This is a genomic window from Streptomyces sp. B8-7, from assembly GCF_058833805.1.
Window position 1 is genome coordinate 981,919 of record NZ_JBYRRL010000003.1, and the last position, 15,490, is coordinate 997,408.

Sequence of the window (15,490 nt, forward strand, 5' to 3'; positions counted from 1 at the left end):
CCCCGCACCGCCCCCGGCGCCCCGTCCCGCACCGCTCCCCGGCGCCCGTTCCGCTCCCGGCGCCCGTGCGCCGTCCCCACCCGGGCGCCGTCGGCGCTGCCGCGGCGCGGAGCCCGCGCCGCCCGGTCCGCCCCGGAAGGCTCCGGGTGCCGCGCATGCGGGGCGGGCGGGCGCGGGCGGTTCCGGACGGCGCGGACGGCAGCGGACGAGCGCGGACGCCAACGGACGGACGCGGACGGCAGCGGACGGTGGGGCACGCCGGGGACGGTGGAGCCGGAGGTCAGCAGCCGCAGTCGTCCGCCTCCAGCGGCGCGGTCAGCGGGTCGGCGGTGCGGCGCTCGCTGCCCTCCCAGGTCTCGTAGGCGAAGCCCTCGCGCGCCCAGTACTCGAACCCGCCGAGCATCTCCTTGACCTGGTAACCGAGTTCCGCGAGGGCGAGCGCGGCACGGGTCGCTCCGTTGCAGCCGGGTCCCCAGCAGTACGTCACCACGGGCACGGCCCGGTCGAGCAGCCGCTCCGCCTGCTCCGGTATCAGAGCGGTGGGCAGGTGGACGGCGCCGGGGACGTGGCCCTGGTTCCAGGACTCGGTGGAACGGGAGTCCAGTACCACGAAGCCGGGGTCGCCGTCGACGGCCAGCCCCGCGGCCACGTCGGAGACGTCGGCGTAGAGGGCGAGGCTCGCCCGGAAGTGGGCGGCGGCCTCGGCCGGGGCGGCGGGGGCGACCCGCAGCACGGGGTGGGGCACGGTGGTGGTCATCGCAGGAGCCTTTCGTCCAGGGGTGCCCGGGGGCAGAACGCAGACAGAACGCAGACAGAACGCAGACAGGCCGCAGCAGACGAGCCGCGGGCGGGCCCCGGGCACGTGGCACCCGGGCTCCTGCACGGTGTCCGGCCGGTCCGACGGGCCTGATCCGGTGACCAGAAATCTACGGCCGCCGGGCCGCTTTCTGAAGGGCCGATCCACGGCAGGAGTCTTGAACGACCGGGGATCGCCCTGGTATCCATGCGAGATGACCACGTTTTCCCCGGACGCCACCGACTGGCGCATCCTCGATGTCCTCCAGCGCGACGGACGCGCCAGCTTCGCCGACCTGGCGCGGGCGGTGTCGATGTCCGCGAGCGCGGTCACCGAGCGGGTCCGGCGGCTGGAGGAGGCGGGTGTCATCCAGGGGTACGCGGCGGTCGTGGACCCGGACCGGCTGGGGCTGGCGATCCTCGCGTTCGTCCGGCTGCGCTATCCGACGGGCAACTACAAGCCCTTCCACGACCTGGTCGCCGCCACGCCGGAGATCCTGGAGGCGCACCATGTGACGGGCGACGACTGCTTCGTCATCAAGGTCGCCGCCCGCTCGATGCGGCATCTGGAGGAGGTGTCGGGCCGGATCGGCGCCCTCGGCTCGGTGACGACCAGCGTCGTGTACTCCTCCCCGCTCCCGCGCCGCCCTCTCGCCCAGTGACCGCGCCGCCGCACGGCGGTTCTGAGCGGCGTCCGCGCCCACGGCCGGCGGCGCGAGCCGGTCGCCGGGTCAGCCGCCCGGTGCGGCTGCGTCGGTGTGCTGGCGCAGGGTGGAGCCCGCCCTGCGCTTGACGACCTCCAGTTGGGCGTGGATGCGGCGGCGCAGGTCGGGCACGTGGCTGACGATGCCGACGCTGCGGTCCCGCTCCCGCAGGGAGTCGAGGACGTCGAGGACCTCGTCGAGGGTCTCGTCGTCCAGGCTGCCGAAGCCCTCGTCGATGAAGAGGGTGTCCAGGCGGACCCCGCCCGCCTCGTCGGTGACGACGTCGGCGAGGCCCAGGGCGAGGGCGAGGGAGGCGAAGAAGGTCTCGCCGCCCGACAGGGTGGCGGTGTCCCGTTCGCGTCCGGTCCAGGCGTCGACCACGTGCAGACCCAGCCCGCTGCGGCCGCGCCCGGTGCGGTCGTCGGAGTGGACGAGGGTGTAGCGGCCGGAGGACATCCGCAGCAGCCGGGCGGACGCGGCGGCGGCCACCTGCTCCAGGCGGGCGGCCAGCACATAGGACTCCAGGCGCATCCTGCGTTCGTTGTCGGCGGAGGTGCCGGCCGTGAGCGCGGCGAGCCGGGCCACCCGGTCGTGCTCCGCGCGCAGCGGCGCGAGCCGGCGCACGCCGGTGGCGGCGTGGGCGGACAGCCGGTCGAGTTCGGTGCAGCGGCGGGCGGCGGCGTCCCGGGCGGAGGCGCTCTCGCGCAGCCGCCGGGCGGCGTCGGCCGCGTGCCGCTCGGCGGCGGCGAGGTCGACGGGCGGCTGCCGGACGGCGGCTGCGGTGTCCGGTTCGGCGAGGACGGCGCGGACGGCGGCCTCCTCCTGCTGCCGGGCGTCGAGCCGGTGCTGCAGTTCGCGGTGGGCGGCGGCGTCCAGCAGGGCGTCCGCCGCCGCCCGCGGCGTGTCGAATCCGGCCCGGAAGGCGGCGTCGGCGAGGCGTGCGTCGGCGTCCTTGAGCCGGCGGGCGGCGTCCTCGGCGGCGCGGGCGGCCGTCGCGGCGGCGTCGAGCAGGGCGGCCTGCCGCTCCAGCCGGGCGGCCCGTGCGGCGACGCTGTCCGCGCTGCCGCGCGCCTCGGCCAGTTCCTCTTCGAGGGCGGTGCGTTCGCGCTCCAGGGCGTCGCGGCGGGCGGCCCGGGACGCCGAGCGCAGCGCCGCCTGCTGGGCCGCGTCGCTGCGCCGCAGGTGCTCCTGTTCGGCGTGGCGGAGTTCCTCCAGCGCGGGGTGCAGGGCGGAGGCCTCGTCGCGGGCCCGGGAGTACTGCCGCAGGAGCTGGTCCATCTCCTCGGTGAGGTCGGCGGTGGGGCGGTCGCCCGCCTCGGCGGTGGCGGCGGCCAGGGCCTCGCGGAGGCCGGCCAGGCGGCGTTCCTCCGCGGCGCGGGCCTCCTCGGCGCGCTGGTGGGCGGCCAGCGCCGTCTCCTCCACCGCGCGGTCGACGTGCCCGGCGTCCGGGCGGGCGGGTGCGGGATGCTCGGTGCCGCCGCACACGGCGCAGGGCTCGCCGGTGCGCAGGTTCCCGGCGAGTTCGGCGGCGATGCCGTGGAGCCGCTGCTCCTTCAGGTCGAGCCAGTGGGTGCGGGCGGCGGCGGCGCGCTCCGCGCAGGCGAGGGCCCGGCGGCGCGCGGCGAGGACATCGGTGGTGAGCCGGTCGCGGTGCTCGGCGGCGTCGAGCCGGCGGCGGGCCGGTTCGCGCTGCGCGGCGAGCTGTTCGGCGCGGGCGGCGGCGGCCTGCGCGGCGTCGATCCGGGACTGCAGGGCGGTGCGGGCGGTGTCCCACCCGGCGAGCCAGAGGTCCGCGTCGGCGCGGAGGTCCTCGTCCGCACGCTCCTGCCGGTCGAGTTCGGCGCGTTCGTGGCGCAGGGCGGAGAGCCGCTGTCCGGCGCGCCGGGCGGACTCCAGCTGGCCGAGCTCTTCGGCGGCGCGGCGGGCCGCGGCGGCGAGGCCGTCCGGGCCGGCGTCGGCGAGGTGGCCGGGCAGCGCGGCGCGGGCCTGTGCCTCGGCGGCGGCCGCCCGGCGGTGTTCCGTGCCGGTGGTGTCCCGCAGGGCGAGGGCGGGTGCGACGGTCTCCGCCCTGCGGGAGCGGTCCATCCGCTCCCGGTCGGCACGGTGCGCGCCGGAGCGGTCCTGGAGGTCCTGTGCCCGGCGCCGGGCCTCGGCGGCCCGCCGCTGCAGGCGCGCGGTCTCCCGTACGGCGGCCAGCCGGAGGTCGGCGGCGGCCTGGGCGGACTCGGCGGCGGCGAGGCCGCTGCGGGCGACGGCGAGCTGCTCCCGCGCGGTGCTGCGGGCGACGGCGGCCGCGGCCAGCACGGCCTCGGCGAGGCCCGGTTCGCCCGGGGTGAGGCGCGGCAGGTCCATGGCGTCGCCCGCGGCCTGCTGCATGCGGTGCGCGTCGGCGAGCAGGGCGGCGTCGCCGTCGCGGACCCGGGCCTCGGCGCCGCGGCGGCGTTCGGCGAGGCTCTTCTCCACGTCGGCGAAGCGCCGGGTGTCGAAGAGCCGGCCGAGCAGCTTTCCGCGGGCCTCGGCGTCGGCGCGCAGGAACCGGGCGAAGTCGCCCTGGGGCAGCAGCACGACCTGGCAGAACTGCTCCCGGCTCATGCCGAGCAGCTGGGTGATCTCCTCGCCGATCTCCTGGTGGGACCGGCTCAGGTCGCGCCAGGCGCCGGCGGTGGCGTCGTGTTCGCGCAGCCAGGTCTGGGCCTTGTCGAGGGTGGTGCCGGTGCCGCGCTTCTTCGGGCGTTCCCAGGGCGGCTGCCGGGTGATCTCCAGGCGCCGTCCGGAGACCGTCAGGTCCAGGGTGACGGAGGTGCGGGTGGCGGGTGCGGCGTGGTCGCTGCGCAGGGCGGAGCCGAGGCGGGCGCCGGGCACCGAGCCGTACAGGGCGTAGCAGACGGCGTCGAGGACGGAGGTCTTGCCGGCGCCGGTCGGGCCGTGCAGCAGGAACAGCCCGGCGGCCGAGAGCGCGTCGAAGTCGATGGTGTGGCGGGCGCCGAAGGGGCCGAAGGCCGTCAGGTCCAGGCGGTGCAGCCTCATCGGGTCGCCTCCCGCGCGTCCGTGTCGACGCGGACGGCGTCGAAGGACTCCCGCAGCACGGCCCGCTCCGGCTCGTCGGGGCCGGCGCCGCGGACGTGGGTCACGAAGTCCTCGGCGATCTGTTCGTCGGTCCGCCCGGCCAGGCGCCGGGCGTAGGAGACGTCGGGGCCGCCGGGGGCGCGCTCGGGGTCGAAGACCAGGCTGAGGGTGTGGGCGAACCGCTCGGTGAGCCGGGCCATGGGGTCGGCGGGGCGGACGGCGTCGGTGAGGGTGGCCTCGACCCAGGAGTCCTCGTGCGGGGCGAGGGCGGGGTCGGCGAGCAGGTGCTCCAGGGTGCCCCTGATTCTCGCCAGCGGGCGCGGGACCGGGCAGTCGACGCGTTCGGCGGCGACGGCGCCGGCGGCGTCGAGGTCGACGAGCCACATGCTCTTGCGGTGGGCGGCCTCGGAGAAGGAGTACGGCAGCGGGGAACCCGAGTAGCGCACCCGGTCGGTGAGGGTCTGGCAGCCGTGCAGGTGCCCCAGGGCGGCGTAGTCCACGCCGTCGAAGACCCCCGCGGGCACGGCGGCCACGCCGCCGACCGCGATGTCCCGCTCGCTGTCGCTGGCCTCGCCGCCGGTGACGAAGGCGTGGGCGAGGACGACCGAGCGGGTGCTGGGCGGGCGGGTGGCGAGATCGGCCCGGACCCGGTCCATGGCCGCGCCGAGGACCGCCTCGTGTCCCGGCCGGTCCACCCCGAACTCGTCCTTGACCAGGGCGGGTTCGAGATACGGCAGCCCGTAGAAGGCGACGTCGCCGTGGGCGTCGGACAGCACCACGGGGGTGCCGCAGCCCCGCGGGTCGGTCCGCAGGTGGATGCCGGCCCGGCCGAGCAGCCCGGCACCCACGCCGAGCCGCCGCGCCGAGTCGTGGTTTCCGGAGATCATCACGGTGGGCACGCCCAGCGCGGCGAGGCGGTGCAGGGCGTCGTCGAACAGCTCGACCGCGGCGAGCGGCGGCACCGCGCGGTCGTACACGTCCCCCGACACGACCACGGCGTCGACCTCGCGTTCGCGTGCGGTGTCGACGAGGTGGCCGATGAACTCGGACTGGGCGCCGAGCAGGTTCACCCGGTGGAACGCCCGGCCGAGATGCCAGTCCGACGTGTGCAGGAGCCTCATGATCCTTGAGACTAACGGCCGGGTCCGACAGCACGGGCGGTCACTCCCGAATCGTGCGCCGTCCCCCGCCCCTCGTGGAGGGGTTGCCCCGTCAGTCGGTCGTCGTCGGTCATTGTCAGTCGCCGTCCGCCGTCCGCCGTCCGCCGTCCGCCGTCGGTGGTCGGTGGTCGGTGGTCGGTCGTCGGTCGTCGTCGGTCACCCGTGTCTGCCGGGTGTCGGCCCGCTACGCGTCCCCGTAGGCCTCCCCGCCCGGCTCGAACCGCGCCGTCCCGGCCGTGGCGTCCGCCAGCCACGCGCGGAAGGCGTCCACGTCGGCGTCGGGCAGGCCGATCCCGATGGTGACCGCCTCCTCGCCGTAGGACACCTCGCGCACCTCGCGGCCGGTGGCGCGCAGGTCGTTCTGGACCTTGCCGGCCCGCTGGTGGTCGACGGTCACCGTGGCCAGCCGGAAGCGGCGGCGGGTGATGGCGCCCAGGGTGTCGAGGGCCTCGCCGACCGCGCCGCCGTAGGCCCTGATGAGGCCGCCCGCGCCGAGCTTGACGCCGCCGTAGTAGCGGGTGACGACGGCGACGACGTACCGCATGTCGCGGCGCAGCAGCATCTGCAGCATGGGCACGCCGGCCGTGCCGCCCGGTTCGCCGTCGTCGCTCGCCTTCTGGACGGCGGCGTCGGCGCCGATGACGTACGCGTAGCAGTTGTGGGTGGCGTCGGCGTGCTCCCTGCGGACGGCCGCGACGAAGTCCTGGGCCTCCTGTTCGGTGGCCGCCGGGGCGAGCGCGCAGCGGAAGCGGGAGCGGTTGACCTCGGTCTCGTGCACGCCCGCCCGGGCGACTGTGCGGTACTCGTCCTGCATCCGGACAGCCTATGCGGTCCCCGGCCGAGCAGGCCGGGCCAGGTCCCCCGCGGTCCGGCGGCGTCCCGTGGGGGTGCGGCGGAGCGCGCGCCCCGCCCACGGCGGGGCCGCGGCCGGCGGGACGGCACACCGCGGCCCTGCCCGCGGGGGCTCTCGGGCCGCTACCGCTTCCTGCCCCGGGGCACGGCGAACCACGTCAGCAGCGCACTGCCGGGGGCCAGGGCGCTCCAGGCGGTGCCGCGCCAGGCCAGGACGGCGATCGCGGAGGTGGGGAACTTCACCCGCAGCTCCTCCAGTGCGTCGTCCATGCTGTCCCCGGCCAGTTCGACGACCAGGTCCTCCAGGCCCGGGTTGTGCCCGATCAGCAGCAGGGTCTCGACATGCGACGGCGCCTGGCGCACGGCGGCCAGCAGGTCGGGGACCTCAGCCCCGTAGAGCCGCGGGTCGAGCCGGACCGGGGGCGGTGTGCCCCACTCGGCGGAGGCCAGTTCCCAGGTCCGGCGGGCGCGTACGGCGGTGGAGCACAGCGCGAGGTCGGGCAGCAGGTCGGCCTCGGCCAGGGCGCGCCCCGCGGCCGGCGCGTCCCGGCAGCCCCGCCGCGCCAGCGGGCGCTCGTGGTCGGGGACGCCCTCCGGCCAGGCCGACTTCGCGTGCCGCAGCACCACCAGGCGGCGCAGCGGGCCCGGCCCCGTGCGGGCGTTCACGCGGGCGCCCCGAGGTCGCGGACGAGGTCGAGGCCGAGCAGCCGGTCGGCGTAGGCGTACGTCTCGAAGCGGGCGCCGGCCGGCAGTCCGGGCCCGGCCTCCTCCGTCTGCCGCAGCACCCGCAGGACGGCCGGCGCGTCCAGGTCGTCCTCCCACGCCTCGCGCAGACGCTGCCGTACGTCGGCGGGAACCGGACGGGAGGGCTCGCGGGCCCACCCGGTGACCGCCCGCCGCCAGCGCAGCAGTGTCTCCCGCGCCTGCGCGAGCGCCGGGGCGTCCAGGTGCACGGGGGTGTCGCGCGGCCGGCCGAGCAGGGCGAGCCGCAGCACCGCGGGATCGACGGGACCGACGGGACCCCGGCCGTCGTCGCCGGCAGCGTCGGCGGAAGGGCCGCCGTGAGCCGGGCCGCCGTTGCCTGAGCCGGGCTGACCCGGCCCGCCGCGAGCTGAGCCGGGGTGACCGGGGGCGCCGAGGCCGGAGCGGCCGGGAACCGGGCCGTCGGGGCCGGAGTCGTCGAGAGCGGCCGGACCGGCGTCACCGAGGCCGGGGACGGTCAGGCCGGGAGCCGTGCGGGCGGCGGCGACCGCGAGATGCACCGTCCGGCCGTCCGCGCCGGGCGGCCCGCCCGGGCCCGCCTCCGCCACTCGGATGACCTGCGCCTCCCCCAGTCCGGCGGCGACCTCGCGGCCGTCCTCGAAGGGACGTACGCCCAGGGCCGCCGCAGCCGCACGCAGCCGCGCCTCCTCGGGTCCGGCGGCGAGCAGCGCCCACACGGGGGTGCCGCCCAGCTCCAGCGCGCGGACCAGGAGGTCGGCGACCAGCAGGACGCGCAGCGCCGTCAGGCCGGGGCCGCCGGGGTGGGCCTCGACCCGGGTCAGGCCCCGGCGGACGGGAGCGGCCTCGACGGGCTCGCCGGTACGGGCGTCGGTGATGCGCAGCACGAGGTGAGCGTAGGCGTGCGGGCCGGAGCGCGCAGTCATGTCGTACGCATTCAGGTCACGGTGCCGCGCGCCCCCGGCGCAAAACGTGCGGACGGGCGCGCGGCAGGTGCGCCCCGCGCGGGCGGTGTGAGCGGGAGACGGTGCCGGCCGAGGGGGGAGGTGCCTGGGGACGTCTTGTGCTGCCCGGCGGATCGGCGCGCGGCCCCGGATGCGGTGCATGCACCGCAGGGCGGAGCATCACCCGCGTACGGGGGTGTCACCGGGCGGGCCCGGCCCGGCCCGGGCGGGCCGTGCCGCGCAGCCGGGTGGTGCGGGAACGCGGCGCGGTGCCGTGGCGGCCGTCCCGGCCGCCGCGGACCACGGTGCGGCCCCTGGCCCGGCGCGGGAATCGGGACGCGCCCCGCGCGGTTGCTCTGAGCGGGTGGCGGGTTCCCGCCCTCCGCGACGACGAGGCCGAGGAGGCCATGGTGCACGGCGACACAGCGACCGTCCGCAAGATCCTCACCGAGTCCGGTGACACGTGGGCCGTGGTCGGCCTGTCGCAGAACCGCGACCGCGCCGCCCACGGTGTGGCCGAGGTGCTCCAGCGGTACGGCAAGAGGGTCGTGCCGGTCCACCCCAAGGCGGAGACCGTGCACGGCGAGCAGGGCTACGCCTCGCTCGCGGACATCCCCTTCGCGGTGGACGTCGTGGACGTCTTCGTCAACAGCGACCTCGCCGGGCAGATCGCCGACGAGGCCGTCGCCAAGGGGGCGAAGGCCGTCTGGTTCCAGCTCGGCGTCGTCGACGAGGCCGCCTGTGACCGCACCCGCGCGGCGGGGCTGGACATGGTGATGGACCGCTGCCCGGCGATCGAGATCCCGCGTCTGGGCTGAGCCGGACGCGCCGGGCGCGCGCCCGGCGTCGCGGGCGCCGTCGGGCCGGCCGCTCCCGTCGGGCCGGTCATCCCGGGCTCGCACAGGAGTTGATGTAGTACAGCTCCACCTCCACCCGGTCCGCCGAACCGCCGAACCAGAAGGCGCGGGTGCCTGCCTGGCCGCCGCAGAAGGCCCCGGGCCGGTCCGCGGTGAGCGCCCGGTTGACGTCCTCGGCGAGGTCGGTCGCCGCGCCGAGCATCTGCTGGGGTGCCAGGCCGAAGGTGAGGACCATGCCGATGCGGCGGCCGTCGGCGCTGCGCCGCATCTCCCGGTCCAGCGCGTCGGCGAGCCTCTGGCGGTCGCCGGAGGTCAGGGTGCCGCCGCCCGCGGACCGGCTGGTGGCGCCGCCGCTCAGCGCCACGGCGAAGGTGTGCCGCTGGGGGTCCAGGCCGACCGGGCCCTGCCGGGTGCGCGACGGGGACGGGGTCTGCGACGCCGCCTCGGACGGGGACACCGACGGCGACGCGGTGGGGGACGTGCCGGCCGTGTCCGACGGGGGGCCGTCGGACACGGCCATGCCGATGACCACGAGGAACAGCACGAGGAACAGGTCGGCGAAGAGCCAGCCCGCGAGATGGCGGGGGGCGATGGCGGGCCCGGCGGGCCGCCGGGTCCTCATGTGCGGTCCTCGCCGTACCAGTCGTCGCCGGGGCGCCGGGGCGGCGGTGGAGCGGCCTCGGTGCCGTCACGGGACGGCGCGGCGGGCCGCTCCGGCGGCTGTGCCTCCACCGGGGCGTTCCCCTCCCCCGGGTACGCCGGCTCCTGCGGATGCCTCGGCGCGCCGAACCGGGCGGCGCCCCGTCCGTTCGCGGACCCGGCGAAGCCGCCCGCCCCGGGGCCGCCGTCTGCCCCGAAGCCGCCCGGCCCGGCGGCGCCCGGCCCGCCCGCGGCTCCGGCTCCGTCCGGGCCGCCGTACCACCCGCCGTACTCCGCGTGTCCCGCCTCTCCGTCGGAGTTGGTCATCGCCCCCGCGTACGCGGGATCCGGCCCGCGGCCCGCCTGGAGGACGGCCAGGACCCGCTCCAGCGCGTCCATGTACGCGTACAGGCGCTGGCTGTTGTCGACGAAGAGCAGCATCGCCTCGCCGACCCGGCGCGTGGTCTCCGACACCTCGTCGGCGACGGTGGCGTGGACCCGGTTGGCCTCCTGCGAACTGCCCGCGGCCGAGCGGAGTTCGGCGAGCAGGCGGGTGAGCGCCTGGCGGGTGGCCTCCTCGTCGGCGCGGACCTGCTCGCGCATCGCGGCGAAGTCCCGCAGGAGCTGGTGCGGCACGGTCAGGGAGCGACCCATCTCGCTCAACTCGTGCGCCGAACTGCTCCACTTGTCGATCGCCGTGACGAACCTGCCCTCGGGGCCCGGCTCGAAGATCTTCTCCAGGCGGTCGGTGCTGGTCTGCATGGTGCGGGAGAGCTGGGCGGTGCCGGTGGTGATGTCCCGGGCGATGCCCACCAGCCTGCGGGCGGGCACGGTCGCCGCCTCCAGGACGGCGTGCCGGGACAGCTCCATGGTGAGGACGGCGAGCTCCCCGGCGATCCGGCCGCGCAGCTCCGCGCGGGAGGCCTCCCGCCCGGCGGCCCACTCCAGGCGTTGCAGCCAGAGGGTGGTCACGATGACGGCGGTGATGAGGAGGACGACGAGCAGGACGGCGGTGCCGCCGAAGCCGGACGCCCACACCTGAAGGAAGGTGGTGCCCTTCCGGGCCTCCTCGAAGTCGTCGAACGCCGTCCACAGGGAGAACCAGGTCACCGCGATCGGCAGGAACACGGCGACGTCCCGCACGGCGGACAGCACCGCCGTGAGCCGGCTGCTCCGCGGCTCGGCGTCGGGCACCAGCACCTCGGGCGGGTAGGCGTGCAGCAGGTCGGTGCCGGCCAGGGCGCGCCCTCCGGCCAGGGCGTCCTGCGCGATCCAGGTCAGCACGGTGCGTCCGGCACTGCGCTCCGGCAGCCGGCGGGCGGTGGCCCCGAGCGCGGCGGCCGCGCTGTTCAGGGCGGGTGAGGGCGCGGGCGCCGGAGGCGGTTCGGGGCGCGGGGCGGTGTCGCTGGGCACTGGTTCTCCCTCGGTCCCGGCTAGTCCCGGGTGTCGTACGGGTGCGGTGGCGGGCGGGTGCCGTGTGCGGGCAGGTGGAGGCGGAAGTACGCGTCGACGGCCGTGTCGACGACGGCCCGGCGCGCCCGGCCGCGGCCGCAGCCGGCCAGCAGCGCCCACAGCAGGGCGGGGGACGGATGGGGGCCGGCCGCGTCGAGGACGGCTTCCACCGCGCGCCGGCCCAGTCGGCCCAGTCGGCCCCCCAGGAGCCAGCCCAGCAGCAACTGGTTGAGGTGGACCGCCAGTTCGGGGCTGTCGGGGGCCATGCGGTCCACGGCGTCGGCGAGGAATCCGGTGTGCCGCAGACTGTCGAGGACGTCCCGGCGGTCGCGGCGGCCGGGTGCGCGGGCGTGCCGGGCGCACCGTTCGAGCAGGGCGCGGGCCCGTTCGGGTTCGGTGCGGCTGATCCGGTCGATCTCGCGGATCAGGTCGGTGAGGGTGAAGCGGTCCACCAGTACCTCCGTCAGGTCGTCCAGGCCGGCCCGGGACAGTCCCAGCCGTCCGGCGCAGACCAGCAGCGGCAGCACGTCGAAGACCTCCGCCCGGCGGGCCGCGTGCTCCATCCGGTCCTCCAGCACGGTGCGCACCAGGCGCGGCTCGGGCGGGGCGGCGCGCAGCGTGTCCTCCAGGCCGGAGCGGGCGCCGCGGGCGGAGGCGGCGAGGCAGCGCTGCACGGCGGCCAGGCGGATCTCGTCGCGCACCGCGTGGTAGTGGCCGAGCCCGGGGGCCGGGGCGGACCAGAGGTGGAGGAGGTGGGCGAGGTGGCCGTCGCCCGCGCGGTCCAGTTCCAGCCGGACCCGCGGCAGGGCGGCGGGGCTGTGCAGGTAGGCGGCCTCGGCGGCGGTGAGGTCGCCCTGCGGGGCGGCCTCCAGCAGGCTGGTGAGGTCGCTGAGCAGTCCGGGGGCCATGCTGTGCGCGTCGAGCCAGGTCCGGACCTGTTCGGCGGAGGTCAGCGGATGCGGGGGCCGCAGCCGGGCCAGGGCCTGCGGTCCGCGGCGCCGCCGGAGTCCGACGAGCAGCGCGGCGTACGCGTACAGCGGTCCGCCCCCGCCGTCGGGGCCTGACGTGTCGTCCGGTCCTCCCGTGGGGCCGGGGCCGCCGGCGCCGTGCGGAGCGGCCGCTTCGTGGGAGCCCTCCGTGCCGCCGGGGCCGGCTCCGGCCGGCCGGCCGGAGCACTCCGGTGCCGTCGCGTCGATCCGGCGCCGCGCGCCCTGGAGCCCGGGGGCGTCCCGCCGTACGAAGACGAACTGCGGGAGCTCATGGGCGGCGTCGGTGTCCTCGCGGGTGGCGAACGTCCAGTCGGCCAGTACGACCTGTCCGAGGAGCTCGGCCAGCGCGTGCACCACGACCTCGCCCGGCACCGGGGAGTCCACCACGGTCAGCGGGGCGCGGGGCTGCTCCATGAGGGCTTCGGCGAGCCGGGTCAGCAGGTCGTCGGGCAGACCGAGGGCGGCCCTGTCGAGGTCGTCGAGGAGGTGGTGCTGGTGCAGCAGCAGGCTGCGCACCCGGTCCAGGGGCACGCGTGGCAGCAGCTCGGGGTCGGGGACGGGCGGGGTGCCGTCGTCGAGGAGGGCGGCGAGGCGGGCCCGGGGCGGCAGCCAGTCGTCCCAGTCGCTGCGACAGGCGGCCAGCGCCAGGTGGAGGTCCAGGGCGTCGGCGGGCCCGGTCAGCACATGGGTGAGGGTGGAGCCGGAGCGGCCGTGCCGGTCGCGGGCGGGGAGCTTGCGCAGCAGGGCGGCCTCGTGGCCGTGGCGCAGATACACGAAGCCGGGAGCGGTCTCCGCGGGGTCGGCGCCGTCGTACTGGGCGGCCCACACCATGTGCTCGATCCGGCTGTTCCAGCGCAGCAGCGCCTCGCGTTCCAGGGAGGTGGTGACGGGCCCGACGTCGCCGCGGCCGATGAGGGAGCGCTCGGACCAGCGGTAGACGGTGAGGTCGGCGCGCACGGACCGGATCACCGGACCCGCTCCGGGGTGCGCAGCAGGGCGTCGGCGGCCGGGCCGGTCATGACGCCGCGCATGGCGAACAGGGAGAGCAGGGGCCGCAGGACGCGCTGCTGGCGGAACATCGACTCCTCGAAGAGGCGCGGGCCGGTGCCGCCGGGCCGGTCGCGGGGCCGGGTGCCGGTGGCCGAGGCCAGGTGGAGGGTGGAGTACCCGCACTCACCGGGCAGTTGCAGCCAGTCCGTGCCGCCCCGCGCGCCGAGGAAGGCGTGCACGTCCTCGCTCTCCTGCTCGACGGTGCCCAGATCGCTCTCGGCGTCCGGGGGCTCGTGCAGCCAGCCGTCGATCTCCCGGTAGCCGCGGAAGCGCAGCAGGTCGCACTTGGTGACGACCAGGGCGCACGGCACCGGCAGGAACGGCACGGCAGGGTCGGCGAGCTGCTGGCGCAGCCGCTGCCGCACGTGCTCGAAGGCCGGGTCGCGGCCGGCCGCGCCGCGCTGGCCGGTGAGCCCGGGGACCCGGGTGGGGTCGACCACGCACAGCAGGGCGTTGAGCCGGTTGAGGAAGTCCATGTCGCGGCCGGTGCGCTCCAGGCGGCCGCCCGCCACGTCGAAGAAGATCACGCTGTGCGAGCGGCCGGTGTGCTCGTCGGTGACGACCATGCCGGTGGAGTAGCGCGGGTCGGGCCGGTTGGCGGTGGGGAGGAGTTCCTGGCGGCGGTCGATGAAGGGGGTGACGACCTCGGTGAGGTAGCGGTGGTAGTGCAGCGGGTCGAGTGCCTCGACGCGCAGGCCGTGGCGGGCCATGACGGTGGGTTTGCGGGCCTGGTCGATCATCGCGGCCAGCAGGTGGGACTTTCCGGTGCTGGAGGCGCCGACGAGGCCGATGCGCACCGGTTCGGTGCCGAAGCCCGGGTAGCGGTAGGGGATCTCGTGCTGGGGCACGTCGTCGTTGCCGGGGCAGACGACGTAGGTGCGGGCGAGCTGGGCGTTGCGGGCCTCGCGGCCGCCGGGGGTGCGCTCGGCCTCGGCGACCATGCCGCGGGCCTCGTCGAGGACGACGCGCTCGGCGGCGTTCCAGTCCAGGTCGGTCAGGCACATCGGGCACTCGACGACGAGCCCGCGGACCGCGGCGGGGTCGGTGCGGTGCGGGCGCAGCCGGGCGCGTAACCGCCCCCACCGGCCGGGCGGCGCCGCGGTGTCGGACGCGGCGCGCACCGCGGGGCCGGCGAAGCCGCCGGCGGCCTGCCGCTGGCGGGCCCGCAGCGCGCGGAACTCGGCACGGGCGGACTCCTCGCTGCGCCGGGCGTGTTCGGCGAACGGCAGCTCGAACAGGCCGCCGGGCTCGCCGCCGGTGAGGCCGCGCAGCAGGGAGCGGGCGGGGGCGAAGACCTGGGAGCCGAGCGGGAACGCGGCCCGCATCAGCGCGGCCAGCCACGGCTCGTGGCCCTGGTCGAGCAGGGCGTGGAGGTGTTCGCGGGAGGCGCCGCGCGGGACGGTCTCGCCGGTGGCGATCCAGAACGCCACCAGGGCCGCGCTGTGCACGTCCTGTTCGGCGGTGGCGGCCAGGCCGGGCCGGAAGCCGGGGGCGTCCCAGTCGGTGGGCGTCCGGTCGGGCAGCGGTTCGCCGGCGGCGACGGCGCCGTCGAGCCCGGAGAGCTGGAGACCGCCGGTCTCGTCCCACCACAGGTGCTCGGGGCTGATCCGGCCGTGCACCAGGCGGGGGCCGTGCAGCGCGGCGACCGCCTCGAACAGGTCCTCGACGACATGGCGCAGCCGGGGGCCGTGCAGCAGGTCGGGGGAGGCCAGGTCGGACAGACGCCGCCCGTGCCGGTCCAGCAGCAGTCGGTGGGGGCGGGTGGTGTCGTCGTAGGCGAGGACGCGGGCGAGCTGCCGGGGCAGCCGGGAGCCGTGGAAGTCGGTGAGGCCGCCCAGGAGTTCGAAGTGGCGGCGCATGCGCTGCTCGGCTTCGGGCCGGTGCGCCTCCTGCACCATGACCGGGTGCCGTCCGGGCGTGCGGCGCAGCCGCCGCACCCGGTAGGGGGGTTCCTCGAAGCCGGCCTGAGCGCCGGTCTCGGCCTCCAGCGTGTACCGGACCGGCTCCCTGCCGTCGCCCCCGGGCCGCCGCCCCCGGAACTCCTCCACCCCCGTGCCCCCTCCCCCCGTCGGGGCCGCACCGTCGCGGCGGGTCCCGTCCTGCCCATCAACTATCACAGAACAGGGCGTGCGCGACGGCTTGTTCGGACACTGTGCCGCCTTCCGCGCGCCCGTGCGCGGCGTGTCTGACGTCTGATCAACTCCCGTTCCCTAAACGCCGGTCGGGACCCGGTGCGGGCCGCTAGAGTCGTGGGCACCGAGA

At 77.0% G+C, this 15,490-nt stretch carries 12 protein-coding genes; 2 read left to right on the plus strand and 10 right to left on the minus strand.

Translation table 11 applies throughout. From position 1 onward, the window contains the following. Positions 1-280 precede the first annotated feature (280 nt). Positions 281-757 carry a rhodanese-like domain-containing protein gene (locus AC5K6T_RS19430; protein ID WP_493210650.1) on the minus strand — a complete coding sequence of 159 codons (477 nt, stop codon included), beginning with the start codon at positions 755-757 and terminating at the stop codon, positions 281-283. 253 nt (positions 758-1,010) lie between these two features. On the opposite strand from AC5K6T_RS19430, the gene AC5K6T_RS19435 reads away from it, so the two are divergent. Continuing rightward, positions 1,011-1,457, plus strand: coding sequence for an Lrp/AsnC family transcriptional regulator (locus AC5K6T_RS19435; protein ID WP_493210652.1), 447 nt, complete (start codon positions 1,011-1,013; stop codon positions 1,455-1,457). A gap of 69 nt (positions 1,458-1,526) precedes the next feature. Here AC5K6T_RS19435 and AC5K6T_RS19440 read toward each other — a convergent pair whose 3' ends face one another. From AC5K6T_RS19440 to AC5K6T_RS19460, 5 genes are all read right to left on the minus strand, one after another. Further along, positions 1,527-4,526, minus strand: coding sequence for an AAA family ATPase (locus tag AC5K6T_RS19440; protein ID WP_493210654.1), 3,000 nt, complete (start codon positions 4,524-4,526; stop codon positions 1,527-1,529). Further along, entirely contained in the window at positions 4,523-5,686 is a 1,164-nt protein-coding gene (locus tag AC5K6T_RS19445; RefSeq protein ID WP_493210656.1) for an exonuclease SbcCD subunit D, read from the minus strand. Before AC5K6T_RS19445 ends, AC5K6T_RS19440 begins: the two co-directional genes overlap by 4 nt. 223 nt (positions 5,687-5,909) lie before the next feature. After that, positions 5,910-6,539, minus strand: coding sequence for a YigZ family protein (locus AC5K6T_RS19450; protein ID WP_493210657.1), 630 nt, complete (start codon positions 6,537-6,539; stop codon positions 5,910-5,912). A 161-nt stretch (positions 6,540-6,700) separates the two neighbouring features. Then, positions 6,701-7,243 carry a SixA phosphatase family protein gene (locus AC5K6T_RS19455; RefSeq protein WP_493210659.1) on the minus strand — a complete coding sequence of 181 codons (543 nt, stop codon included), beginning with the start codon at positions 7,241-7,243 and terminating at the stop codon, positions 6,701-6,703. Continuing rightward, complete coding sequence (locus AC5K6T_RS19460; protein WP_493210661.1) at positions 7,240-8,223, minus strand: hypothetical protein; 984 nt, start codon at positions 8,221-8,223, stop codon at positions 7,240-7,242. The genes AC5K6T_RS19455 and AC5K6T_RS19460 overlap by 4 nt, the downstream gene beginning before the upstream one ends. 428 nt (positions 8,224-8,651) lie before the next feature. Here AC5K6T_RS19460 and AC5K6T_RS19465 point away from each other — a divergent pair, with 428 nt between their 5' ends. Then, positions 8,652-9,059, plus strand: a complete 408-nt coding sequence (locus AC5K6T_RS19465; RefSeq protein WP_493210879.1) for a CoA-binding protein — start codon at positions 8,652-8,654, stop codon at positions 9,057-9,059. Positions 9,060-9,126: 67 nt separating this feature from the next. On the opposite strand, the gene AC5K6T_RS19470 is transcribed toward AC5K6T_RS19465, so the two are convergent. The 4 genes from AC5K6T_RS19470 to AC5K6T_RS19485 are packed head-to-tail and all read right to left on the minus strand — an operon-like array spanning position 9,127 to position 15,276. Further along, entirely contained in the window at positions 9,127-9,720 is a 594-nt protein-coding gene (locus AC5K6T_RS19470; protein ID WP_493210662.1) for a hypothetical protein, read from the minus strand. After that, a complete protein-coding gene (locus AC5K6T_RS19475; protein WP_493210664.1) occupies positions 9,717-11,150 on the minus strand; it encodes a hypothetical protein in 1,434 nt (477 codons plus the stop codon). Before AC5K6T_RS19475 ends, AC5K6T_RS19470 begins: the two co-directional genes overlap by 4 nt. Positions 11,151-11,170: 20 nt before the next feature. Then, positions 11,171-13,147, minus strand: a complete 1,977-nt coding sequence (locus tag AC5K6T_RS19480) for a hypothetical protein (RefSeq protein WP_493210666.1) — start codon at positions 13,145-13,147, stop codon at positions 11,171-11,173. Then, complete coding sequence (locus AC5K6T_RS19485; RefSeq protein WP_493210668.1) at positions 13,144-15,276, minus strand: serine/threonine-protein kinase; 2,133 nt, start codon at positions 15,274-15,276, stop codon at positions 13,144-13,146. Before AC5K6T_RS19485 ends, AC5K6T_RS19480 begins: the two co-directional genes overlap by 4 nt. Positions 15,277-15,490: the final 214 nt, after the last annotated feature.

Coding starts and splice junctions, on each gene's coding strand:
- AC5K6T_RS19450 (WP_493210657.1), bottom strand. CDS start 6,539: ATGCAGGACGAGTACCGCACAGTCGCCCGGGCGGGCGTGCACGAGACC.
- AC5K6T_RS19435 (WP_493210652.1), top strand. CDS start 1,011: ATGACCACGTTTTCCCCGGACGCCACCGACTGGCGCATCCTCGATGTC.
- AC5K6T_RS19430 (WP_493210650.1), bottom strand. CDS start 757: ATGACCACCACCGTGCCCCACCCCGTGCTGCGGGTCGCCCCCGCCGCC.
- AC5K6T_RS19460 (WP_493210661.1), bottom strand. CDS start 8,223: ATGACTGCGCGCTCCGGCCCGCACGCCTACGCTCACCTCGTGCTGCGC.
- AC5K6T_RS19440 (WP_493210654.1), bottom strand. CDS start 4,526: ATGAGGCTGCACCGCCTGGACCTGACGGCCTTCGGCCCCTTCGGCGCC.
- AC5K6T_RS19470 (WP_493210662.1), bottom strand. CDS start 9,720: ATGAGGACCCGGCGGCCCGCCGGGCCCGCCATCGCCCCCCGCCATCTC.
- AC5K6T_RS19445 (WP_493210656.1), bottom strand. CDS start 5,686: ATGAGGCTCCTGCACACGTCGGACTGGCATCTCGGCCGGGCGTTCCAC.